Below are 24,087 nucleotides of genomic sequence, written 5' to 3'. Positions count from 1 at the left end.
TGATAATGTTGTCACAAAAAGTGAGGGTGACTGCATGGATAAACTACTTGAGCGTTTTTTACACTACGTGTCGCTGGACACCCAATCAAAATCGGGCGTGCGGCAGGTACCCAGCACCGAAGGACAGTGGAAATTATTACAACTGCTCAAACAACAGCTCGAAGAGATGGGGCTGGTTAATATTTCACTGAGCGAAAAAGGCACGCTGATGGCAACGTTACCCGCGAACGTTGCTGGTAATATTCCTGCGATCGGCTTTATTTCCCATGTGGATACCTCACCGGATTTCAGCGGTAAAAATGTCAATCCGCAAATCGTTGAAAACTATCGCGGTGGCGATATTGCGTTAGGCATTGGTGATGAAGTTTTATCGCCGGTGATGTTCCCGGTGCTGCATCAACTTCTGGGTCAGACGCTGATCACCACAGACGGTAAAACGTTGCTGGGCGCGGATGATAAAGCAGGCGTGGCGGAAATCATGACCGCACTGGCTGTGCTTATCCAAAAAGATATTCCGCACGGTGATATCCGCGTGGCCTTTACGCCGGACGAAGAAGTGGGTAAAGGGGCGAAGCATTTTGATGTTCCGGCATTTGATGCGCAGTGGGCCTATACCGTTGACGGTGGTGGCGTAGGTGAGTTGGAGTTTGAGAACTTCAACGCCGCGTCGGTTAATATCAAAATTGTTGGCAACAATGTGCATCCCGGCACCGCAAAAGGGGTGATGGTGAATGCGCTGTCGCTGGCAGCGCGTATTCATGCAGAGGTTCCAGCAGATGAAAGCCCGGAAAAGACGGAAGGCTACGAAGGCTTTTATCATCTGGCGAGCATGAAAGGGACGGTCGATCGGGCGGATATGCACTACATTATTCGTGATTTTGACCGTAAGCAGTTTGAAGCGCGTAAACGTAAGATCATGGATATCGCCAAGAAGGTCGGCAAAGGGTTACACCCGGACTGTTATATCGAATTGGTGATTGAAGACAGTTACTACAATATGCGCGAAAAAGTGATTGAGCATCCGCACGTGCTGGATATCGCCCAGCAGGCAATGCGCGATTGTGATATTGAGCCTGTGCTGAAACCGATCCGTGGCGGCACTGACGGCGCACAGCTGTCATTTATGGGATTACCGTGTCCGAATCTGTTCACCGGCGGCTACAACTATCATGGCAAGCATGAGTTTGTAACCCTGGAAGGAATGGAAAAAGCGGTGCAGGTGATTGTGCGTATTGCTGAATTGGCCGCGAAACAAAAATAAAGCATGTGTAGTTGCCGGATGGCGCTTTGCTTATCCGGCCTACAATATTTCACTCCAGAAGGCCTGATAAGACGCATAGCGTCGTATCAGGCACAGTCCGCATTACCCTTCGAAGAACCAGTACCCGCTGTTGACCAGCGCGGCAAGCATGGCAAGGAAAGAAGGATCTTCCAGCGCATCCTCAAAGTTCTCAGCCGTCAGCACAATATGACTGGCCAGCGCTTCCAGCGCAGGACGATGCGGCGAATCAATTTTCTCACCGTTAGCGTAGACGTCATCGCCAATGCGCAATACGCGCAACCCGCCCAGACGCACTAACACATCACCTTGTTTCAGGGCATCATAAATTTCGTCTGGCTGATACGGTGGCTCCGGCGGGGCAATATCCAGCTCATGACGGGACTGAGAAATAAACTCGCCAAACCACTGCTGGAAATGTTCTGGCTGATTAATCAGGCCCAGCATCATTTCGCGCAGCTTGTCCATTTCCTGCGGCAGAACATCTGCCGGATGATCGCGCGGTGGCAGATCAGGATCGCTGTAATAGGTGCTGCCCAGTTCGCGTTGTAAAACGTAATCGGCGAACCCGCTGATCAGCTCGCGAGTGTTTGGCGCACGGAAGCCAACCGAATAGTTCATCGCGTTTTCTAACGCATAGCCTTCGTGCGGGAATCCCGGTGGAATGTACAGGATATCGCCGGGTTCCAGCTCTTCATCGATGATAGCTTCAAACGGGTCGACCTGAAGGAGATCCGGGTGAGGGCAGTGCTGCTTCAACTGCAGCTTTTCGCCTACGCGCCAGCGACGACGACCGGTTCCCTGAATGATAAATACATCGTACTGATCCAGGTGCGGGCCAACGCCTCCACCGGGTACAGAGAAAGAAATCATCAGATCGTCGATACGCCAGTCCGGTAATTCACGGAACGGGCGCATCAGCGCGGCGGTAGGTTCGTGCCAGTGGTTGACCGCCTGCACCAGCAAAGACCAGTTGTTCTCGCCAAGATGGTCGTAGCTTTCGAAGGGACCGTGGCTAACCTGCCATTTACCATCCTGATGGCTGACGAGTCGGCTGTCGACTTCGCTTTCCATTGCCAGTCCAGCCAGTTCGTCAGGAGTGATTGGATCAATAAAGTTGTTAAACCCGCGTTTTAAGACCACCGGGCGTTTCTGCCAGTGGCGTTCAAGAAAATCGGGCCAGTTAAGTGTGAGTTGGTATTCCATAGTGAGCATCCCGCAGGCTGGTATCTGCAACCGATTATAACGGATACTTAACCTCAAGCGTGAAGTCAGTACATATTTATTACATGCGACGATTACTCGTCTTTCTGGCCCGGCTGCTGGCGACCAAAAATAACTTCCATGCGCGCACCACCCAGCAGGCTATCACCAGCAATAATCTGCCCGTCATACTGTTCGGTGATTTCTCGCGCCACCGCCAGACCGACGCCTTGTCCGGGACGTAGCGTATCTACGCGCTGTCCGCGGTCAAACACCACTTCCCGTTTGCTTTGCGGAATACCAGGACCATCATCTTCAACCAGAATATGCAGTTGATCCTCGGACAGTTGCGCCGAAATCTCGACAAACTCCAGACAATATTTACAGGCGTTATCCAGCACGTTGCCCAACACCTCGACAAAATCATTCTGTTCGCCCACAAAGCTTATCTCAGGTGAGATATCGAGATTAATGTTGACCCCTTTACGCTGATACACTTTATTCAGCGCCGAGGTGAGCTTATCCAGCAACGGCGCGACCGGGTGCAGCTCGCGGCTGAGTAGGGCACTGCTGCCACGCATACTGGCGCGATGCAGGTAATAGCCTATCTGTTGGGAAATACGACTGATTTGTTCCAGCATGATAGGCTCAGCGTCGCTGACGTTCATCTTTTCGTTACGCATTGAGCGCAGCGTACTTTGCAGTACCGCCAGTGGCGTTTTCAGGCTATGAGTGAGATCGGTTAATGTGGTGCGGTATTTATCGTAGCGCTCACGTTCGCTTTTTAAAAGCCGATTGAGATTACGAACCAGGCTGGTCAGTTCGCGTGTGGTGGCGGGATTTAGCATCTCACGATGATGTTCCTCAAGCTCACGGACTTCACGCGCCAGTGATTCAATCGGCCGTAGGCTCCACCACGCAGCCACCCATAACAACGGAATGACCAGCAACAGATTGGCGACCAGCACATAAATAAACCAGCTCCAGACCATATACGAGCGCTTTAGCTCTATAGGAATAGTGTCGACAACCACAATGGTCAGTTGCGGCATTCTGGCTGTGGCGGGGTAGACGTTCACCGCCACGGAGTGGGTCATTTCGGCGTCGTCATCATCTTCTCTGACTTCTTTTAACTGCTGCTGAGCGGAGTGATCTTCGCCCAGTAAAGTGCTTGTGGCGTCTACATTGGCTTCAATTTCATGAAAACCGTTCGTTTTTAGCCAGTCCGGTTGGATACTTTTCGTCAGCCAGGGAACATTGCGCTGAGCCCACAACAACTCACCGCTTTCGTTATAGATCAGCGACATTGTTGGGCTTTGCATATCGAGATTTTCAGGCAACTCGACGTTTATCTTGCCGTTTTCCCACTTTGCCAGGGTATAAAACAGATTACTTTCACCCCGCAGCAGGCGAAACGTTGTCTTATCAAAGCTGACGCTGTAGCCCACCAGAGCAACCATGCCGTAGGCCAGCGAGAGCACCAACACCACGCCCGCAGTTGCCAGTAAAAAGCGCAACCGCAGCGATAGCGGGAAAAAATGACGCAATAGTTTATTCATTAGCGCAGTTCAAAAAGATATCCCTGACCACGCACGGTGGTGATGACGTCGTCCGGATATTGCGCCTGAATTTTCTTACGCAGACGTCCCATTAGAACATCAATGGTGTGACTTTCGCGCAGCTCGGCATCCGGGTAAAGCTGCAGCATGAGCGAATCTTTACTGACCACTTTGCCATTATTACGGATGAGCGTTTCCATAATGGTGTATTCAAACGCAGTGAGCTTGATAACTTCATCATTGACGGATAACTCGCGTCGAGAGAGGTCCACCTGAAAAGGCGGAAGGGAGATAATTTGCGATGCCAGACCGCTGTTGCGGCGCATCAGTGCCTGCATGCGCGCAGCCACTTCTTCGATGTGAAACGGTTTGGTGACGTAATCGTCAGCACCGGCGCTGAGGACTTCCACTTTATCCTGCCAGCCTTCACGCGCGGTTAATACCAGAATCGGCAGCGAAACCTCATTACTGCGCCAGCGGCGGATCAGCGACAAACCATCTTCATCGGGGAGTCCTAAATCAACGATCGCGATATCCGGCAGATGTTCATTCAGATAATAGTCCGCTTCCTTCGCATCTTCTGCATCATCCACCTGATGCCCTAAATCCTGCAACTGAACCTTGAGGTGGTGGCGTAATAAAGCATTATCCTCGACAACCAGTACGCGCATCATCGTTTCTCCCTAAAATAATGGTATGAATAGTTTAACGCTGATTATGTGGCTGTGGGGATAAACATTTAATAAACCGGGCAAAGGGATAATCTCGTGGGCAATAAAAAAGCCGGAAACGCTGATGCATTCCGGCTTACTACGATATGAACGAAATACCGGAACAGGTGCAAGCGCGCTCCGGCATCAAACAGATTACTTCAGTTCATCAACCATGGTGATGGCACGACCAATATAATTGGCAGGCGTCATTGCTTTCAGGCGAGTTTTCTCTTCTTCCGGCAGCGCCAGACCGTCGATAAACTGCTTCATACCTTCGGCGTCAACGCGCTTACCGCGGGTCAGCTCTTTCAGCTTTTCGTACGGCTTCTCAATACCGTAGCGACGCATCACGGTCTGAATCGGCTCTGCCAGAACTTCCCAGTTATGGTCCAGTTCATCCAGCAGATGATCGCGGTTCACTTCCAGTTTGCTCACGCCTTTCAGTGTGGACTGATACGCGATCAGCGCATAGCCAATGCCTACGCCCAGGTTACGCAGAACGGTAGAGTCAGTCAGGTCACGCTGCCAACGGGAGACCGGCAGTTTGCTTGCCAGATGCTGCAGTACCGCATTAGACAGACCCAGGTTACCCTCGGAGTTTTCGAAATCAATGGGGTTAACTTTGTGCGGCATGGTGGAAGAGCCGATTTCACCCGCAATGGTTTTCTGTTTGAAATGGTTCAGCGCCACGTAACCCCAGACATCGCGGTCAAAGTCGATCAGGATAGTGTTGAAACGGGCGATGCAGTCAAACAGCTCGGCAATGTAGTCGTGCGGCTCAATCTGCGTGGTGTACGGGTTCCACTGGATGCCCAGCGAGGTGACAAACTCTTCGCTGAACTGATGCCAGTCAACTTCCGGGTAAGCAGCGATGTGGGCATTATAGTTACCGACTGCACCATTGATCTTACCAAGAATTTCAACCTGGTTGAGCTGACGATACTGACGCTCCATACGGTAAGCCACGTTAGCCATTTCTTTGCCTAGCGTAGACGGGGTGGCTGGCTGACCGTGGGTACGGGAGAGCAGAGGAATATCGCGATACTGTACAGACAGATCTTTCACCGCGTCGATAAGCTTACGCCAGTATGGCAGGACCACTTCGTCGCGTGCGGTTTTCAGCATCAGCGCGTGAGACAGGTTGTTGATGTCTTCTGAAGTACACGCAAAGTGGATAAATTCGGAAACGGCATGCAGTTCCGGGATATCCGCCACTTTCTCTTTCAGGAAATACTCAACTGCCTTCACATCATGGTTGGTCGTACGCTCAATGGTTTTGATGCGCGCAGCATCTTCTTCATTGAAGTTAGCGACGATCGCATCAAGGAAACCGATTGCGTCGGCAGCAAAAGCAGGAACTTCCTTGATCGCTGCGTGCGCGGCCAGTTTTTGCAGCCAGCGTACTTCAACCTGTACACGGAATTTCAGCAAACCGTATTCGCTGAAAATCCCGCGCAGCGCGCTGACTTTATCGCCGTAGCGTCCATCGACAGGGGAAACGGCGGTCAGTGAGGATAATTCCATAGATCACAACTCCGGGGTTAAATGAGCAAGAATTTGTTTTGCCTGAGTCGTCAGGCGATTACGAGAAAACATGAGTTGCAGACGGCCTCCACCAACCTGATGCCAGAGCACGGCAGCACGGATGCCAGCCAGCAGCGAAGCGCGTACTTTAGCCTGTACCTGTGGGCTCTGAAGGATGGCCGGAGAACCCGTGACCTGAATACGCGGGCCGAGTGGGCTGATGACGTCAACATAAATGCCAGCCATCGCACTCATCAACGTTTCTGACTGCAAATCAAAATGGTCCAGCTGGCGCTGCAAGCCGCTAATACGGTCTCCCAGCGTGTCCATAGCGCCCTTGGCCGCTGACAGCTTACGCTCCAGCACCATCAGGCTTAGCGTATAGCGGGTGAGTTCCGCGTTCAGCCCCTGACGACTGCTGGCGTTCAGCACGCCAAGCAGCGTTTCAAGGCCAAGACGCAGGTTGGCTTCGCTGCCGCCAAACACGCCCAGCGTAGAGCTGGGATTCATGTCGATGACACTGTTCAGTGAAACGTGTAATGCATCGGCATCACAATGCCCCTGGTGCGCCAGTTCCTGCACCAGGCGTGCCGACTGACAAATGCCTGCCAGGGCGAGGGTGATGTCATAATAATTCTTTGCCACGTTCACTGCTTCCTTGTATCAAATGTGTAAGTAATTATACCGGCAGAGGCAATCGTTGTTCGATAATGCCGCCGCCGAGGCACACTTCGCCATTGTAAAAGACAGCCGACTGACCCGGCGTGACCGCCGCGACTGGCTCGTCGAAAATGACTTCAATACGCTCTGCATCCAGTGCCTTAACGGTGCACGGAATGTCGGTCTGACGATAGCGGGTTTTCACCGTACAGCGCATGGTGCCGGTGAACGGTTCGCGATCGACCCAATGCAGCTGTTGCGCCACCAGGCCAACGGACATCAGACGTGGATGTTCATGCCCCTGAGCGACAACCAGAATGTTGTTCTCAACGTCTTTATCCACCACATACCATGGATCTTCTGTCCCTTCTTTCGTTCCGCCAATACCCAGACCTTTACGCTGACCTAAAGTGTGGTACATCAGCCCCTGGTGCTGGCCAATCTCTTCGCCGTCAACGGTGATGATTTTGCCTGGCTGAGCCGGCAGGTAACGACCAAGAAACTCGCGGAACTTACGTTCGCCAATGAAGCAGATGCCGGTGGAGTCTTTTTTCTTGGCCGTGATCAGACCAAGATCTTCGGCAATTTTACGCACCTGTGGTTTTTCCAGTTCACCGACCGGGAACAGGCTTTGTGCGATTTGCTCATGGCCGAGCGTATAGAGGAAATAACTCTGGTCTTTATTGCCATCGAGCCCACGCAGCAGGCGGCTTTTGCCGTCGACATCCGCGCGACGCACGTAGTGACCGGTGGCGATGTAATCGGCACCTAAATCTTCGGCGGCAAACTCAAGGAAGGCTTTAAACTTAATTTCTTTATTGCACAGAATATCCGGGTTTGGCGTACGGCCCGCTTTGTACTCTTCAAGGAACAGTTCAAAGACGTTGTCCCAGTATTCTGCGGCAAAGTTGACGGTATGCAGTTCAATGCCGAGTTTGTCACAGACAGCCTGCGCATCCGCAAGGTCGGCGGCCGCTGTGCAGTATTCCTCGCCATCGTCCTCTTCCCAATTCTTCATGAACAGGCCTTCTACCTGATAGCCCTGTTGTTGTAACAGCCAGGCAGAAACGGAGGAATCGACACCGCCGGACATGCCGACGATCACTTTTTTTGGGCTTTCAGACATAGGAATACTCACGACATTGAACTTCAAGGCGGCATATTCTAGCACGCAGCCCTTTACTTGACACCCTCTGTAAACGGCCAGTTAAATTCGCCGATCATGGCCAGTGGGTAGCGCTGTCCGCTCTGATAACAGCGAATACTCTCTGCAACCAACGGCGAACGCAGGTTTGGCGCAGAGAAAATCTCTTCTGCGCTGACCCAACGACAGCAATCTATATCGCTGTCATGGGGTTCTGTAGCGCACATATTGGCAAGCTCGATAGAGAAAAGAAAACGCAAAAAGGGCGTTCTGTCTGGCGCAATCCATTGATGCATACGAATGAAATGCTGTGGCTGCGCTTTAATGCCCGTTTCTTCCCACAGTTCGCGTGCTGCGGCTTGCACCAGCGTTTCATCGGCTTCCAGGTGTCCTGCGGGTTGATTCCACAAGGCTTTACCATTGATCGTTTCTTCAACGACTAAGAATTTATCTTCTGCATGCACAATGCAGGCGACCGTGACGTGCGGTTTGAACATGTTTTCCCCTTATTCCTCAGCAAATCCTTCGGTAACATCTGGCCAGCTAATTTCACCGCTGGCCTTGTCGATACTGATATAAGCCACGGGAGGTGACGTTTGTGGGTCGGCCCCTCCACGGCACAATGCGGTTTGATGATCCTCGCGCACGATAATCTCAATGGCCTTTTTAGCATTCCAGCTTTCATAAAAGATACATTCGTGGTCGTGACGTAGCCCAAGGGTGGCGACTCTCGTTGCTTTTTCTGTCGACAGCGGGTTGATGTCGTCGCGATAGTGGTCACCGCTGTTTATAGCCTGTAACTGCGACTTTTTTAACCAACCGCGTATAATTTGGCGATCGGTGGTGTAATAGACCGCTTCCATAAAATCATCGTTGGATTGTTCTTGTACAGAGACGAGGTCGCCGGGCACTAAAAATACGGACGGGCTGCGACACTGTTCGGTTGGCATCGCATAGAACCATGCGCGGGTGTCTCCTGTTACCTGATAGTGGTTTGCGGAGGAGGAGGGTAAGAACCCGCGCTGCGACATCGCTTTATTTGCCCATGTCTGGCAAGACGCGCTTACTGCAAGCGGACTGGATAACGGCGTTAATCCATCTACCGAGACCCAGCCGGTGGCGAAGGCTCCTTTAGCGTCCCGATAACGTACGTAACGATAAGGCTCATCTTTGGAAAGCATGCCCGTGCTTTTGTAGCGCTGTGAACTCCTGAGTACCTCGACGGTGTCGCCATTGACCATGAACGCGGGGAGTTGACACTCTGTTGCTGGTGCAGAATAGAAATGCAGGCGTGAGTCGGTTTTTACTTTGGCAGACTCATAAAGGTAGTTTGCCTCTCCGGCTGCTGTTCCGGCAATTGTCTCACAGTCCAGTTTTGCTGAACAAAACGGTGACACGCCGAGCAGGATGAATGCTGCAAAAAGCTGCTTATCCATTTTTTTTCATTCTTCCCTGTTAACACTCACGTTAAACCGTACGGTTACGATTTCAGTTCCCGCCACTCGCCGTTAGCAAGATTTTCCAGCGTGTAATCCCCCATGGCATAGCGGATGAGGCGCAGCGTAGGAAATCCAACATGCGCTGTCATACGACGTACCTGACGGTTGCGACCTTCATATAAGGTAACTTTCAACCAGCTGGTGGGAATGTTTTTCCGTTCCCGAATCGGTGGATTTCTCGGCCACAGCCATACGGGTTCCTCCACTACTTCAATGCCTGCGGGTAGAGTGGGGCCATCATTGAGCGTTACTCCGTTACGCAGGGCGTCCAGCGCTTCTGCTGTCGGCTCACCTTCAACCTGGACGTAATAAATTTTCCCGGTACGCTTACCGGGTTGCGTTAACCGCGCCTGCAGAGCGCCGTCATTGGTCAGCACCAAAAGCCCTTCGCTGTCCCGGTCGAGTCGGCCCGCCGCATAAATTCCCGGCACGGGAATAAAATCTTTTAACGTGCTTCTGCCAGCCTCGTCAGTAAATTGTGGCAAAACATCGTAGGGTTTATTGAACAAAACCACGCGTTTTGGCTGGTTTTCTTTACGCTGCTTAGTGACTTGTCGTGAGCTGAATCGCTCAACCCGGTGATTTCTAAAAGAAGTTTTTTGCATGGTATTTTCAGATTATATCAATTGCCGCATTATAGCCTAAGAACGAGTGTCTTTCATGGCGGCGAACAATAGGGTAGTATTGACACGCTCATTACAAATCATTAACAAAAAGTTGCTCTAACGCATCCGTGTAGCAGGACGCAAACGCACATGCAGCGTGATGACAGACGAGCAGAACCAGAAGCGCTCGAAGGAGAGGTGAATGGAAAGCAAAGTAGTTGTTCCGGCGGAAGGTAAGAAGATCACCCTGCAAAACGGCAAACTCAACGTTCCTGAAAATCCGATTATCCCGTTCATTGAAGGCGACGGTATCGGCGTTGATGTAACCCCACCGATGATCAAAGTTGTCGATGCTGCTGTCGAGAAAGCCTATAAAGGCGAGCGTAAAATCTCCTGGATGGAAATCTACACCGGCGAGAAATCCACTCAGGTTTATGGCCAGGACGTCTGGCTGCCTGCTGAAACCTTAGATCTGATTCGTGAATATCGTGTTGCCATTAAAGGCCCTCTGACCACTCCTGTTGGCGGCGGTATTCGCTCTCTGAACGTAGCTCTGCGTCAGGAACTTGACCTGTATGTCTGCCTGCGTCCGGTGCGTTATTATCAGGGCACACCAAGCCCGGTTAAACACCCTGAACTGACCGACATGGTCATCTTCCGCGAAAACTCCGAAGACATCTACGCGGGTATTGAGTGGAAAGCTGACTCTGCCGATGCTGAGAAAGTGATTAAATTCCTGCGCGAAGAGATGGGCGTGAAGAAAATCCGCTTCCCGGAACATTGCGGCATTGGTATCAAACCGTGTTCTGAAGAAGGGACTAAACGTCTGGTGCGTGCAGCGATTGAATACGCCATCGCCAACGATCGTGATTCAGTTACCCTGGTACACAAAGGCAACATCATGAAGTTCACCGAAGGCGCGTTCAAAGACTGGGGTTACCAGTTAGCGCGTGAAGAATTCGGTGGTGAACTGATCGACGGCGGTCCATGGGTGAAAATCAAGAACCCGAAAACCGGTAAAGAGATCGTGGTTAAGGACGTTATCGCCGATGCGTTCCTGCAACAGATCCTGCTGCGCCCGGCTGAGTATGACGTGATTGCCTGTATGAACCTGAACGGTGACTACATCTCCGATGCGTTGGCCGCACAGGTTGGTGGTATTGGTATCGCGCCGGGTGCAAACATCGGTGACGAATGCGCTCTGTTCGAAGCAACCCACGGTACTGCACCGAAGTATGCAGGTCAGGATAAAGTGAACCCAGGTTCCATCATTCTGTCTGCTGAAATGATGCTGCGCCACATGGGTTGGGTAGAAGCGGCTGACCTGATTGTTAAAGGTATGGAAGGCGCGATCAACGCCAAGACCGTAACCTATGACTTCGAACGTCTGATGGAAGGCGCTAAGCTGCTGAAATGTTCAGAGTTTGGTGACGCGATCATCGAAAACATGTAATCCAGACCTTGGGTTGTATGAGAACGGGAGCCGAGAGGTTCCCGTTTTTTTTACCTGCAAAACGCTTTCCTGGCGCTCATACTATTAAACTCATTTAAATAGCACTGGAGAACAAATTTTTATCTTTGCCATTACAATTTTATTTTTTGATAAAAATTCCCATGGCTGTCAATATTTCTTTATTTAACTCTATTCGGGTATGAGAACTAACTATAATTGAGTGGTGTTTGTATCTTATTGATTATCAGATGGGAAATAATCATTTTAAAAATAAGAAAAATATCGGAAATTTTTATAAAGAAGAAGCGTTTTAAGATTTTTTACTCTAATTTTAAATCCATTTTTATCAGCGTGTTATGACAGTTGATTATTCTGAACATTAGTAATGTCCAAAAATGAACATTTTCTCCGATTGATGTTTTTTTACCTTTCTGTTTTTCTCTTGGCAACATGCTTGAGAAATAAAACTCAAAGCATGATTCCTTATTATGTGTGTTACTTACTATTAGTTGATGATGAAAATGGTTATTAAAATGCTAAGTTTAAAAACAGGTTTAGTGGCTGTTACATTATGTTTTGCTATGACGGTTTATGCAGGAGAAAGCGTAGTCACCGGCGGTTATGTACATACCCGGACAGATGGACAGAACCTTAATGGTTTTAACGCTAAATATGGTTATACCCCAGATGAGAGTGATTTTGGTGTTATGACATCCTTAACCATTTCAGCAAATGACGATAATGATATAGATCGTGGTTATGGTTCTGCATTAGTCGGCGCAAGTTATAAAGTAAATGATGTGGTAAAACCTTATGTAATGGCGGGTATTGGGAGAGGTGCGATCAAAGCTAATGGTGAAACTGACACTTCTACAGGTTTTGCCTATGGCGCTGGTATTCAGTTTATCCCCATTGCAGGTTTCACTGTTGATGCAGGCTATGAAGGTTCTAAGGTCTTTGGCGCACAAGCTAATAGTATTGTAGTCGGCGCCGGCTGGACATTCTAAGGTTATTTATATGAATAAATTAATGATAATATTGGGTGCGTTTTCTGCTGTTTCCTTGATGTCTGGTTGTGTATCAGAAGAACAACGCTTAGCAAAGTGCGAAGCGAAGGGAATTAGCCGTGATGTTTGTTATCACGAAGAAAAAGAATATTGGAATAATTACAGTGCTAATATGAGTCGACTGCAGGCCGCTAATACACAAGCGGATGCTTTCAAAGAGGCTATGAGTGATCACAAGAAACATAAGCATTATGATGACGATTAATATTTAAGAACACGCACATACGGTCTTGAGTGCTTATGTTCTTGATATTTTAATCATTTATTAATTATTCAAATGGTTATGCTCAGGCATCACTCTCAAAAGCGTATTATCCTTCTGTATATAGTGATGAAATAATGCAGCGCCGGCATGGGCTGCAATTAGAAAGTAGCAGATATCGGCGAGCTGACTTCCCCCCAAAGCCAGAGTTTTTTATGATAACCATGGCCTTACTTTGGTTTGAGAAAAACGCTTCGTCTGCTGTGTGCAATTATTCTTTTGCTGAAAGTTTGTACGGAAATACATGCAGAGCGTTGGCTGCGATGGGATAAACGCCCAGGCCTTCTGTTCTGGCTTTGATTTCCTCGAAAGAGAGTGAAGGGGAGGGTTCTCGTCCGCCCCACAGATTAATGCCTTCAGGAACATCGTCCCGGCTGTACTCCTCGGCGATCTCGATGGTTCCGCCACTATTCAATTCGATGACAACGCTTTTTCCGTCAACAGGAATCAGGTTCCCGTCATTGTCAGTGATAAAGATTTTCATTTGATTACCTCTTATTAGTGCATTCCTATGATAGCAAAATTGGATGAGGTGAAACGCCGGTTTTGTACTGCGAATTTCAGTAATGATTTTATCAATAAATTAGTAAGTTACGTTGTTATTGAGGAAATGTGACTGGGCGCATGGCGACTTTTGTTTCTGTCTACCATGCTCTGTAGAGATAAATTAGAACACGTCAATGCTCATCGCAACGACTGATCAGTTTTCGCTACAGGACATGAGAATGCGCAAAGCACTTTTACCGGTAACCGCTGCGGTGTGTCTTTTTTTGATCGGTGTTTTTATTCTTAATATGCAGCTTTGGTATTCATCTTCGACAGAAACCCTTGGAGGAGCCAGATATGCCGCGAAAAATATGGATAACATACTTGATGAAGCTTTCCAGGCAACCCGCACCGCCAGGCATATTGCTGAAAAAAAATGCGATCTGGAGGGACAATACCAACTTGGAACCGAAGCTGCACTTCGCCCTCATTTGCGAACGCTGATCATTATCCGGCAGGGGAAGGTTTGGTGTACGTCATTGCCGGGGAATAGGATTTTACTTAAGCAAATCCCCGTAATTGCTGATACAAATCTGTTGCTGACTCCCGCAAGAAATACGGAAAACGAGATACCTGTTCTGCTGTATCAAACTCGTTTTCAAACCAGTCGTATTATTGTCACTATTAGTGGGGTGCATATTCGAGGGGCTCTGAAAGTTCCGTTAAAGGGAGTAGCATACTCATTGCTGGTGGGTGACAACGTACTTGGATTATTGGGCGATGTGAAAACCGTTACAACAAGCGCACGTGCGTCTGGTCAACTTAATTCCGCAAAGTATCCGTTCAGTATTATTTATAATAAACCGCCACTGTTTAGTGCAAAAAGGCTGGTTACACAGGGTTCAGGGATTCTGGGTTTTATCCTGTTAATGTCTTTTGCAGCCGCTTATGCCATTGATAAGTATCTGAACAAGAACGATACCCCTGAAGAAACGTTGCGCAGGGCGATAGTAAAAGGAGAGATCGTGCCTTTTTATCAACCTATCGTAAATGGTCGCGAGGGGACGTTACGCGGTGTTGAAGTGCTGGCCCGATGGAAACATCCTAAGGCCGGATATATCTCTCCTGCTTCCTTCATTCCCGTCGCTGAAAAATCAGGCCTGATAGTGCCACTAACTCAAAGCCTGATGAGGCAGGTCGCGGAAAACATGAACGCCATTGCCAGCAAACTGCCATCCGGCTTCCATGTCGGCATTAACTTCAGCGCATCCCATATCACATCCCCTACATTCGTGCAGGAATGCCTGCATTACAGGGATAGTTTTAACCGAGATGACCTCAATCTGGTAATCGAAGTTACTGAGCGCGAGCCGTTAGATGTGGATGAAGATCTTGTGCAGAGGCTCAATATCCTGCATGAGAATGGCTTTGTGATTGCGCTGGATGATTTTGGTACGGGCTATTCTGGGCTTTCTTATTTGCATGACCTGCACATTGATTACATTAAAATCGATCAGAGCTTTGTGGGGAGGGTAAATGAGCTTCCCGATTCAACCCGAATTTTGGATTGTGTCCTCGATCTGGCTCGTAAACTATCTTTAAGCATCGTTGCAGAAGGGGTTGAAACGAAGGCCCAGCTTGATTATCTCAACAAAAACAACATTGTTTTCCTACAAGGGTACTATTTCTATAAACCAGTAACCTTCACTGAGTTCGTCATGATTCTGCTGTCAAAGCCTAAAGTGAAGGTTTTTGTTGAATAAATACAAGATAACCTTATTGATGAAAAGGGAGCATAAAATCTGTTTCGGTAGTAAAAATCCGACGATTATCTTTATCGTGAGACAAATCTCAGATTCTGTTATTTAAAATCTATACCCTTATCGATATGGTGGTTATTTATGTTTTCAAATACAGCAACTGGATAATGGTATGGCAGATATAACATTCGCGATGGAGCGTGATTCAAGTCACAGAGCGGCGAAAAATAAGTTGGATGTGCGAAGCAAAGCGAAGTACACAAATCGCAACCAGCTTGCGATTGCCGCAGTACTATTTTTAGGCGGTATCGTCGGGGTTATTGTTTTGGCATTGTACCTAATGGTGCAGGAAGGAGTGTTTTTGTATTGATTGTTTAAATATTCTTATCATTGCTGTATTGCTAGTAGGAGCTGGAACAAGCTACTTCTTCTGTCTTGATGAACGGAATAACATCGTAGGGAATAGCAGTTTGTGGGGAAAGATTGTAGATCTTACCGTCATAGTGGCTACTTACATAAGAAAATGACCTTAATATAAAGCTAAGATCAGCGGGGAGAGTCGTGGGTTGGGCGTTAACTTCATTGTAAAACCGTTTACAGCTACCTTTCAAATCTAAACCGGAAAAAATTATTCTTTCAAACTTTAGACTAATGGCTATTTGTAACGCGCTAAATGCGACCGTAGCACTACCAAAATGGCCATGTGTTACATTAGTTGAAAATGCAATTGTTTTCACTTTTCTGAATGCAGAACATTTAATTCGAAGATTCCTGTTAGTCATTGTTTTTATTTTATAGCGAATCTTTCTACCGATACCACCTCTGGATTTGCAAATGTCCTTTAACAGAAAACATGTGTTGAGCAAGTACTCTGCCTCTGTTGAATCAGCTCTTTTAATAACATCTTCACTAATAAAGGTATGCTGAGCATAGGAGGAATACTTATGAAATAAGTCTTTATTGTTTTCATAAAATGAGCCATCACAAACAACATAGATAAAAATAGGGATGTTGTTGTCGATTAAATGACCGGCACTTCCGTTTACGCAAATAAAATTTTTATCGCGCATTCTACTTAATGGAGTGTCCAATGATGATGGTCCGGACAGGTAAATAATGCAATCATCGGAAATTCTATTTTCCATTATCTTATTTAATATATTGTGTGTGATAATCATTGCTTTTACCATGAATATTATTTTTGCAAATGTTACCACTTTCTTTATGGGCTTTCAAATCAGTAATAATGTTGACTTTTATTATATAAATTTGATGAATGAATTCATAAAAATACGAAAGGTAATTATGACTCATGGTAATTATTCTGAATGAATATAATTCACGGCGTTTATGAATGTACCGTGCTATGGACAAGGCGATTAGGTTTATGTTGGGATAAATGAATTAGGGATGCGGTTAGAAGAAGATGTGAGTCGCCTTTGTAAGGCGACTCTATGAAATCATTCAGGATATTTTTCTGAATGATACCGGCTGGATGGGATGCACGTGATAGTTCGACCAACAGGATCTTATAAAATTAGAACTGATAATTTAAAGATACCCAGTAGTTACGACCAGGGTTTACGTATCCGGTAGTGGATTGCGCCGTTTGATAATAATCACCTGCGTAGGTACTATTACGCCCCACCTGGTACAATTTGACCTCACTAAAGTCTTTATCCAGCACGTTATTAACCGCCGTATTAAGCGTCAGATCTTTGGTCAGCTTATAAGACATCCCCATATCGACAACGGTCCAGGCTTTTAAATCAGCGCCTTTATCGTCATAGACGGCCTTTTGTACCGCGCTAAGGTTGTCGTAATTTTCGGTAAAGCGTGGGGCTTTGCCGCGATAACGTGCGCTGAGCCAGGCGTTCATATCTTCCGTTGCCTGCCAGTTCAGACGGGCGTTAGCCATATGTTTTGGAGTGTAACTTAATGGCGCGCCTTTATTTTCACCATCTTTTTGCTTGCTCTGAGTGTAGGTGTAGTTGAGAGATAAGGTCAGCACATCCGACCATAGAGGGAAGGTGCTGGCAAATTCAACGCCATCGGTCCTTGCCTTGCCGCTGTTGGTATAGCTGTTGGTATTATCATCGATAGAATATGAGACAATTTTATTTTTGTATTCGGTATAGAAGCCGGTAATGTTGGCGTTAAGCCCGGCGTCGTTCTCGTAATACAGCCCGGTTTCGTAGCTGATACTTTCCTCAGGTTTGAGGTCCGGGTTACCGACCGTATTCACCGTTCCCTGTGCGGTTACACCGCTGATCCCGTTATGCAACTGGCTTAGTGATGGTGCTTTATAACCTGTCGTTACACCGCCTTTGAGGGTCCATTCGTCGGATGCGTCCCAGACCATATAGGCACGCGGGCTGAGATGACCGCCAAAGACATCGTTATGCTCATAGCGTGTTCCTACGGTTAAGGCCAGAGAGTCTAGAATATGCCATTCATCTTCCGCATAGGCTGCCCACGTTTTTTGATGGAACGTCTCGCCGGTATTGGCCAGCACCACACCATCTTTCATCCGTGCATCCCAGTATTCTCCGCCAAGGGTTAAGAGGTGTGAATCACCTAATGGCGTCAGCAGCACTGAGTCAAGAATGACGTTGGTGTTCTTCAGTTCACGCGCGTCACCGGCCCGACCTGCGTTCTCTGGCGTGAGTGCGGAAGATACCAATTGCCGGCCTTTGTTTTCAGTTTCATTCCAGCCGAGGGAGGATTTCCAGGTGCCGAAAGTTAAGGCTGTATCGTGGCCGAGGGTCACTTTGTTACGCTCATAGCGTAGCGTTTTATCATACCCCCCTGTCAGGTTGCCCAACTGCCCGTCATCGTTGTCATAGCGCTGTCTGGCGGAATCGAGATCTAACCACAGCGTATTGTTCTCATTGGTTTTCCAGTCGAAGCGCGTACCGATATTGTAGTTTTCCGATTCGGTAGGATAAGGTACGCGGGTGGAGGAGGTATCGCTGAGGGAGGTGACGCTGGAACCCTGACGCTGGGTTGTGCTCCCCCGAACCTGCATATCCAGTACGCCCGCGATTAACGGGCCACTTGACCAGAAGTTGGCAACGGTACTGTTACCCCATTTATTACTCTCTTGCAGGTTAACGCCGGTATTGATGGAAGTGCTCCATTTATCGGTGCTTTTTTTGGTGATGATATTCACCACGCCACCGATTGCGTCGGACCCATAAAGCGTCGACATCGGGCCGCGGATCACCTCAATATGATCGATCGCCGCCAGAGGGGGCATAAAGCTGGTATTCATGGCAGAGAAACCGTTTGGCGTTACGTCGCTGCTGCCGTTTTGACGAATACCGTCAATCAGGATCAAGGTATAGCTGGCAGGCATGCCACGGATGCTGATCTCCAGACCGCCGGTTTTACCGGTGCTGCTTTCAACATCTACCCCTTCAACAGAACGCAGGGCTTCACCTAAGTCATTATATTTATTGGTTTGTAACTCTTGCTGCGAAATAACAGAGACGCTGGCGGCGGCATTGGTGATTTTCTTTTCATAACCAGAAGCGGTTACCACCATGACATCTTCAGCAAATACCAGGGGGCTGGAAAATCCTAAACAGGACAGAACGACAGAGGCAACAGGTTTTAAACGCATAGTCAAACTTCCTTTGTTAAAAATTCAAAGGCAGTAAGATAATTGATGGAAATGATAATACAAATAATTATCATTACAAATTTACATAACTTGTCACTTCTGGTGTTTTTCTTGAATAAATATACATAAATTGTCATGAGTTTTAGATAAGGAATTAGCAGGAAGGGTCAATAGTCCGCACAGGCAATTATTAGTTCGGGATTAATATTCCTGTGAATAAATGGCGAGGGATTAATCTATTTTCTGAGATTCACATCGTACTCATAACGGAGTATCAGAAAAAAGTATGATAATTTTAGAAAATCGTCATACTTTTCTGCGCCGCATCATTTTTTTCATCATTTCTGTCCGCCATAATCCCTTCCCCAGGAGACTGCTTAACGACGGTAAATCGTTATGCGGCATAAAAATAACGTAAATCTGGATATCATAATGATCAAAGGCAAGCTGGCACTGCTTACGTGCGCATTGACTCTCGCATTAACCTCACCACTTCTTGCCGCGCAAAATGCGAGCGAAGGGCAGACGTTAAAACTGGCAATTGGCCCAGAACCAACGGAAGGGTTTGACCCGATGCTGGGCTGGAGTCATGGCAGCTATTTGCTTTTGCATGCACCATTATTAAAACAAAATGCAGATATGAGCTGGGGAAACCTGCTGACGGAAAAAGTAGAGACCAGCGCAGACGGCAAAACCTGGACGTTGACGTTAAAACCTGACCTTAAATTCTCTGATGGTTTCCCGCTAACCGCTGAAGATGTGGTGTTCACCTATAACAAAGCAGCAAAAAGCGGCGGCAAAATCGATATGGGAAACTTCACCCATGCCAGCCTGAAAGATAACCGCACGGTAGAAATTACGCTGAATAGCCCACAGAGCACCTTTGTGAATGTGCTGGGTTCTTTGGGTATTGTTCCGGCGAAACGGTATGACGAAAAAACATTTGCCAAAAATCCGATTGGCGCGGGTCCTTATCGGCTGGTGAGTTTTCAGCCGGGACAGCAGTTGATCGTGGAGGCTAACCCCTGGTATGCCGGTAAGAAAAATGATTTCAGTAAGCTGGTGTTTGTCTTCCTTGATGAAGATAACGCTTATGCCGCAGCGCGCAGTGGCCAACTGGGACTCGTACGTATCGCGCCGTCGATGGCGGTCGCTCCTCAGCAGAAAAACTTGAAACTTTGGGTACGCGATAGCGTGGAAAACCGGGGCATTGTGTTCCCGATGGTTCCTGCAGGTAAAAAAGACGCCAATGGCTATCCGATTGGGAACGATATCACTGCCGATGTTGCCATCAGGCGCGCCATAAACTATGCCATCGACCGTAAGCAGCTTGCCGATCAGGTCATGGAAGGTCATGCGATTCCTGCATATAGCGCAGTGCAAGGGCTGCCATGGCAGGGGCAATCCGTTGCGTTCAAAGATGGTGATAGCGAAAAAGCACGTACGATTCTGGAAGAAGCCGGCTGGAAGGTAGGTAAAGATGGCGTGCGAGTGAAAGACGGCAAAGAGGCTCGACTGACTTTATGGTACGCCAGCGGTGACAGTACGCGCCGGGATTTAGCTGAGGCCGTACGTGCAATGCTGGAGCCGGTGGGTATTCAGATCTCGCTGCAATCAGGAAGCTGGGAAACGGTTGAGCGTCACATGCATGCGAACCCAACACTATTTGGTTGGGGAAGCCTGGATCCGATGGAGCTTTTCCATCATTACAGTAATCAGGCCGCGGGCGTGGAATATTACAACCCAGGTTATTACAGCAATCCTGTTGTTGAACAGCACCTTAAACAGGCTATCGACGCCCCAGACTGGCAAAAGGCGTTACCTTTCTGGCAACAGGTGGAGTGGGATGGTAAGCAAGGGGCTGGCGTGCAGGGCGATGCTGCCTGGGCATGGCTGCTGAATATTCAGCACACTTATCTGGCAAATCCGTGTATTGATTTAGGCAAAGGCGCACCGGAGATTCACGGTAGCTGGTCACTGCTCAATAATTTGGACGAATGGACCTGGACCTGCCGTTGATGAAGTCTGTTGTGGGCCATTTTCTACGGCTGATAGTGTTATTAGTGCTGGTTGCGGCTGGCACTTTTGTGCTGCTCAGCTTTTCTCCAGTCGATCCGATTCGCGCTTATATCGGCAACGATCTCCTGCATGTGCCGCCGGAGCAATATGCGCGCATTGCTGCTCGCTGGGGATTGGACCAGCCGCTATGGGAGCGTTTTGGTCACTGGTTTGTTCGTGTATTGCAGGGCGATCTCGGCTATTCCATGTTGTTTAATGCGCCGGTTGCCAGCGTGATCAAGGAACGCTTTTCCACCTCGTTTGCGCTGCTTGGCGGCGCGTGGCTACTCTCCGGCATATTGGGAACGGCAATGGGGTTTGTCGCGGGTCGCTACCTGAATCGCTGGCCGGACAAAGCAATCTGTCGCCTCAGCTATCTGCTCTCCTCGTTGCCTACCTTCTGGATTGGCATGTTGCTGCTGGCGTTATTTGCCGTGCGCTGGCCGGTATTTCCGGTCTGCTGCGCGTGGGAGCCGGGCAACAGCAGCGATATGGCGACGCTGACTGAGCGTCTGCGCCATCTGGTACTTCCCGTTTGCGCGCTCAGTTTGCTGGGACTGGGACAAATTACGCTGCATACACGGGAAAGCATCGCCAGCGTGATGAAAAGTGATTTTGTCCGTTTTGCGCGTTCCCAGGGAGATAAAGGCTGGTCACTGTTACGCCATCAGGTTCTGCGTCATGCAATTACGCCTGCGCTGTGTTTGCAGTTTGCCTCACTGGGAGAACTGTTGGGAGGTGCACTATTGGCCGAAAAAGTCTTTGCTTATCCAGGACTGGGGCAGGCCACCATTGATGCCGGGTTACGCGGCGATCTGCCGTTACTGATGGGGATTGTGTTGTTCAGTACCGTACTGGTGTTCATTGGCAATTCGCTGTCTACTTGGCTTGTCCGTATGTTGAACCGTGCTCTGGAGCGACCCGATGCTCTATAACCCGACGCCGACGCTAATTCGTCTTTTGTTCTCTTTTAGCTGCCTGTTATTCATTGCAGTGTATGGTGCCGCAATGCTGGATAACCCGTTGAGCGTTAATCTGCTTGCCCGTCATCTTCCACCTGATGCGATATACTGGTTTGGCACCGATAACCTCGGTCGCGATCTGTGGGTCCGTTGTTTTCAGGGGGCACTAACCAGTCTGCAAATTGGTATTGGTGCGGCGTTGTGCAGCGGTTTCATTGCGTTAATGATGGCGGCGGTTTCGCGCATACATCCGCGTCTGGATGTACTTATGCGTCTGATTACTGATGCCATGCTATCAATGCCGCATCTGCTGTTGCTTATTTTGATCTGTTTTACGTTGGGCGGCGGGAAAAACGGGGTAATCATGGCGGTTGCACTAACGCACTGGCCGCGTCTGGCGCTGATCCTGCGTGCTGAAGCGCAGCGCGTGGCCCACAGTGACTATCTGACGTTGACCTGGCGTCTGGGACACGGCCATTTTTACTGCTGGCGGCATCACTATCTACCAGCGTTGTTACCCCAGTGGTTAACCGGGACATTGCTGATGTTTCCCCATGCGGTGTTACACAGCGCGGCGTTAAGCTTCCTCGGTTTTGGACTGGCACCGCATGAACCGTCGCTGGGCCTGCTGCTGGCGGATGCGCTGAGGTTTATCAGTCATGGTGATTGGTGGTTAGTGCTGTTTCCAGGACTGATGCTGTTCAGTCTGGTGATGTTATTCGATCAGCTCGCAAGGGCGGTGCATCGTTTATGGTTACGAGGTGACGCATGTTGAGTTTAAGGCAGGTCTCGCTGGACGTGGCGCGTTATCGTTGGTACGGCGCGAAAAACTGGACTTCGCTGTTGCAGGATATCTCTTTCGACGTAGCGCCTGGTCAGATGGTGGCGCTAGTTGGGGGAAGTGGCGAAGGTAAGAGCCTGTTGCTGCAATGTTTGCTCGATCTCTTACCAGACAATTTGCGTTTCAACGGCGTTATTACCCTGGAAGGTAAAACGCTGGGCAGTGATGATATTCGCAAATGTCGTGGTAATACCTTCAGCTACGTCCCGCAAGGTATTCAGGCACTTAACCCGCTGCTCTCGATTGAAAAGCATCTGCGCAGGGCATGCCAGCTTTCTGACCAGCAATGGAATGCCGGAAAAATTGACCGATTACTCCAGCGTAGCCGACTGGAAAGTCGCGTATTAGATGCTTTTCCGCGCCAGCTTTCAGGCGGTATGGCAAAACGTGTTCTGGCTTGTCATGCGTCTCTGAGTCAGGCTCGCTATATTCTGGCGGATGAAATTACCGCCTGGCTTGATGCACCTCTCGCTAATCAACTGCTTGAACAGTTGCGTGAGCAATGTGAGCAAGGGGCTGGCGTTTTATGGGTAACGCATGACCTCACGCTGGCGGCCCGCCATGCGGATCGTATTGTCGCGCTGCATCAGGGAAGGGTGTCGGATAACGTCAGCCGGGAACAGCTGTTACGCGGAGAGATTAGCGAACACCTGCAACGACAATGGCGGGCGCTGCCTGAAAGAAATCAACTTTTTGGAGAGCGCGATGCTGTGCTGTCGTGATGTAACAATCTGTCAGGGGGAAAAGGTTCTGTGGCAAAATCTGACCTTTTCTCTACGCCCTGGAGAACGTATTGGGATTTGTTCGCCCAGCGGAACCGGCAAAACGACGTTGGGACGTGTGCTGGCGGGCTGGCAAAAGCCGACCTCGGGTGACATTCTGATTGATGATCAACCTTTGCCGATGCACCAGTATTGCCCGGTGCAACTGGTGCCACAGCATCCGGAATTAACCTTTAACCCCCGACGCAGCACCGGCGATGCGGTGCATGACGCCTGGCGGCCTGGCGCAGAAATCCTTACCCGCCTGCATATCAAACCGGAATGGTTAACCCGTCGCCCTGGACAGCTTTCTGGTGGTGAACTGGCGCGAATCGCCATACTTCGTGCGCTGGACCCGCGTACCCGTTTTCTTATTGCCGATGAGATTACCGCCCAGCTCGACCCTTCCATTCAAAGAGATATCTGGGTACTGCTGCTCGAAGAATGCCAGCGTCGACCATTAGGCATGCTGATTATCAGCCATCAGCAGGCGCTGCTTGATCAGATCTGCACGCGGACGCTGCTTACGCCGTAATTTCACCCGTTCTGATAAGTAATGATATTGATTAAATTGTGATGTTATATTATAACATTTCACTCGCAAATGATTTGAGGGTGAAATTTTG

Annotated in this window: 23 protein-coding genes and 1 pseudogene; 11 read left to right on the top strand and 13 right to left on the bottom strand. The window is 48.9% G+C overall.

From position 1 onward, the window contains the following. The first annotated feature begins 34 nt into the window (after positions 1-34). A complete protein-coding gene (pepT, locus tag JQN59_RS13905) occupies positions 35-1,261 on the top strand; it encodes a peptidase T (RefSeq protein ID WP_149608226.1) in 1,227 nt (408 codons plus the stop codon). 102 nt (positions 1,262-1,363) lie between these two features. Here pepT and roxA read toward each other — a convergent pair whose 3' ends face one another. From roxA to rluE, 9 genes are all read right to left on the bottom strand, one after another. Next, entirely contained in the window at positions 1,364-2,485 is a 1,122-nt protein-coding gene (gene roxA, locus JQN59_RS13900) for a [50S ribosomal protein L16]-arginine 3-hydroxylase (protein ID WP_149608227.1), read from the bottom strand. Between the two features lie 92 nt (positions 2,486-2,577). Next, positions 2,578-4,041, bottom strand: a complete 1,464-nt coding sequence (phoQ, locus tag JQN59_RS13895; RefSeq protein WP_008784442.1) for a two-component system sensor histidine kinase PhoQ — start codon at positions 4,039-4,041, stop codon at positions 2,578-2,580. Beyond that, the gene (gene phoP / locus JQN59_RS13890; RefSeq protein ID WP_003846709.1) at positions 4,041-4,712 is read right to left on the bottom strand and encodes a two-component system response regulator PhoP; all 672 of its coding nucleotides are present in this window, start codon (positions 4,710-4,712) and stop codon (positions 4,041-4,043) included. Before phoP ends, phoQ begins: the two co-directional genes overlap by 1 nt. Positions 4,713-4,907: 195 nt before the next feature. Continuing rightward, on the bottom strand, positions 4,908-6,278 hold the full coding sequence (gene purB / locus JQN59_RS13885) for an adenylosuccinate lyase (protein WP_003832400.1): 1,371 nt from the start codon (positions 6,276-6,278) through the stop codon (positions 4,908-4,910). A 3-nt stretch (positions 6,279-6,281) separates the two neighbouring features. Beyond that, the gene (gene hflD, locus JQN59_RS13880) at positions 6,282-6,923 is read right to left on the bottom strand and encodes a high frequency lysogenization protein HflD (protein WP_003832401.1); all 642 of its coding nucleotides are present in this window, start codon (positions 6,921-6,923) and stop codon (positions 6,282-6,284) included. A 34-nt stretch (positions 6,924-6,957) separates the two neighbouring features. After that, entirely contained in the window at positions 6,958-8,064 is a 1,107-nt protein-coding gene (gene mnmA, locus JQN59_RS13875; protein WP_003832402.1) for a tRNA 2-thiouridine(34) synthase MnmA, read from the bottom strand. 53 nt (positions 8,065-8,117) lie between these two features. Continuing rightward, positions 8,118-8,579: an NUDIX hydrolase gene (locus JQN59_RS13870; protein WP_008784446.1), complete on the bottom strand. Its 462-nt coding sequence runs from the start codon at positions 8,577-8,579 to the stop codon at positions 8,118-8,120. Positions 8,580-8,588: 9 nt separating this feature from the next. Further along, on the bottom strand, positions 8,589-9,518 hold the full coding sequence (locus JQN59_RS13865; RefSeq protein WP_149608228.1) for a hypothetical protein: 930 nt from the start codon (positions 9,516-9,518) through the stop codon (positions 8,589-8,591). Between the two features lie 44 nt (positions 9,519-9,562). Further along, positions 9,563-10,186 (bottom strand): 23S rRNA pseudouridine(2457) synthase RluE, encoded by a 624-nt coding sequence (rluE, locus tag JQN59_RS13860; RefSeq protein ID WP_003832405.1) that lies wholly within the window; start codon positions 10,184-10,186, stop codon positions 9,563-9,565. 202 nt (positions 10,187-10,388) lie between these two features. Between rluE and icd the strand changes: the two genes are divergently transcribed. The 3 genes from icd (at position 10,389) to JQN59_RS13845 (ending at position 12,911) form a co-directional block, all read left to right on the top strand. Further along, the gene (gene icd, locus JQN59_RS13855; RefSeq protein WP_088902426.1) at positions 10,389-11,639 is read left to right on the top strand and encodes an NADP-dependent isocitrate dehydrogenase; all 1,251 of its coding nucleotides are present in this window, start codon (positions 10,389-10,391) and stop codon (positions 11,637-11,639) included. Between the two features lie 521 nt (positions 11,640-12,160). Then, on the top strand, positions 12,161-12,646 hold the full coding sequence (locus tag JQN59_RS13850) for an outer membrane beta-barrel protein (protein WP_032934565.1): 486 nt from the start codon (positions 12,161-12,163) through the stop codon (positions 12,644-12,646). A gap of 10 nt (positions 12,647-12,656) precedes the next feature. Further along, positions 12,657-12,911, top strand: a complete 255-nt coding sequence (locus JQN59_RS13845) for a hypothetical protein (RefSeq protein ID WP_048214393.1) — start codon at positions 12,657-12,659, stop codon at positions 12,909-12,911. Positions 12,912-12,971: 60 nt separating this feature from the next. On the opposite strand, the pseudogene JQN59_RS13840 reads toward JQN59_RS13845, so the two are convergent. Both JQN59_RS13840 and JQN59_RS13835 read right to left on the bottom strand, forming a co-directional pair. Further along, a pseudogene (locus JQN59_RS13840) lies at positions 12,972-13,091 on the bottom strand (cytochrome b); the annotation flags it as partial. Between the two features lie 88 nt (positions 13,092-13,179). Beyond that, positions 13,180-13,452 carry a hypothetical protein gene (locus tag JQN59_RS13835; protein WP_063941461.1) on the bottom strand — a complete coding sequence of 91 codons (273 nt, stop codon included), beginning with the start codon at positions 13,450-13,452 and terminating at the stop codon, positions 13,180-13,182. Between the two features lie 241 nt (positions 13,453-13,693). On the opposite strand from JQN59_RS13835, the gene JQN59_RS13830 reads away from it, so the two are divergent. Continuing rightward, positions 13,694-15,217, top strand: a complete 1,524-nt coding sequence (locus JQN59_RS13830; protein WP_149608229.1) for an EAL domain-containing protein — start codon at positions 13,694-13,696, stop codon at positions 15,215-15,217. A gap of 169 nt (positions 15,218-15,386) precedes the next feature. Next, positions 15,387-15,584 (top strand): hypothetical protein, encoded by a 198-nt coding sequence (locus tag JQN59_RS13825; protein WP_048214390.1) that lies wholly within the window; start codon positions 15,387-15,389, stop codon positions 15,582-15,584. Positions 15,585-15,615: 31 nt separating this feature from the next. Here the strand turns inward: JQN59_RS13825 and waaZ are convergent, their stop codons facing one another. Both waaZ and JQN59_RS13815 read right to left on the bottom strand, forming a co-directional pair. Further along, entirely contained in the window at positions 15,616-16,392 is a 777-nt protein-coding gene (gene waaZ / locus JQN59_RS13820; protein ID WP_048214389.1) for a 3-deoxy-D-manno-oct-2-ulosonate III transferase WaaZ, read from the bottom strand. Between the two features lie 359 nt (positions 16,393-16,751). After that, complete coding sequence (locus JQN59_RS13815) at positions 16,752-18,839, bottom strand: TonB-dependent receptor (RefSeq protein WP_149608230.1); 2,088 nt, start codon at positions 18,837-18,839, stop codon at positions 16,752-16,754. Between the two features lie 396 nt (positions 18,840-19,235). On the opposite strand from JQN59_RS13815, the gene JQN59_RS13810 reads away from it, so the two are divergent. From JQN59_RS13810 to JQN59_RS13790, 5 genes are read left to right on the top strand one after another with little or no spacing between them, the layout of a single operon-like run. Continuing rightward, positions 19,236-20,858, top strand: a complete 1,623-nt coding sequence (locus tag JQN59_RS13810) for an ABC transporter substrate-binding protein (RefSeq protein ID WP_149608231.1) — start codon at positions 19,236-19,238, stop codon at positions 20,856-20,858. Then, positions 20,858-21,832, top strand: coding sequence for an ABC transporter permease (locus tag JQN59_RS13805; RefSeq protein WP_103014571.1), 975 nt, complete (start codon positions 20,858-20,860; stop codon positions 21,830-21,832). Before JQN59_RS13810 ends, JQN59_RS13805 begins: the two co-directional genes overlap by 1 nt. Beyond that, the gene (locus tag JQN59_RS13800) at positions 21,822-22,634 is read left to right on the top strand and encodes an ABC transporter permease (RefSeq protein ID WP_149608232.1); all 813 of its coding nucleotides are present in this window, start codon (positions 21,822-21,824) and stop codon (positions 22,632-22,634) included. Before JQN59_RS13805 ends, JQN59_RS13800 begins: the two co-directional genes overlap by 11 nt. Then, on the top strand, positions 22,628-23,422 hold the full coding sequence (locus tag JQN59_RS13795) for an ATP-binding cassette domain-containing protein (protein WP_149608233.1): 795 nt from the start codon (positions 22,628-22,630) through the stop codon (positions 23,420-23,422). Before JQN59_RS13800 ends, JQN59_RS13795 begins: the two co-directional genes overlap by 7 nt. Further along, on the top strand, positions 23,406-23,996 hold the full coding sequence (locus JQN59_RS13790; RefSeq protein WP_149608234.1) for an ATP-binding cassette domain-containing protein: 591 nt from the start codon (positions 23,406-23,408) through the stop codon (positions 23,994-23,996). Before JQN59_RS13795 ends, JQN59_RS13790 begins: the two co-directional genes overlap by 17 nt. Positions 23,997-24,087: the final 91 nt, after the last annotated feature.

The organism is Citrobacter sp. B72, assembly GCF_016894305.1.
In the GTDB taxonomy this organism is placed as follows: domain Bacteria; phylum Pseudomonadota; class Gammaproteobacteria; order Enterobacterales; family Enterobacteriaceae; genus Citrobacter; species Citrobacter portucalensis.
Note: the sequence above shows the minus strand (reverse complement) of the source record. Positions and strands in the feature narration are given on the sequence as shown.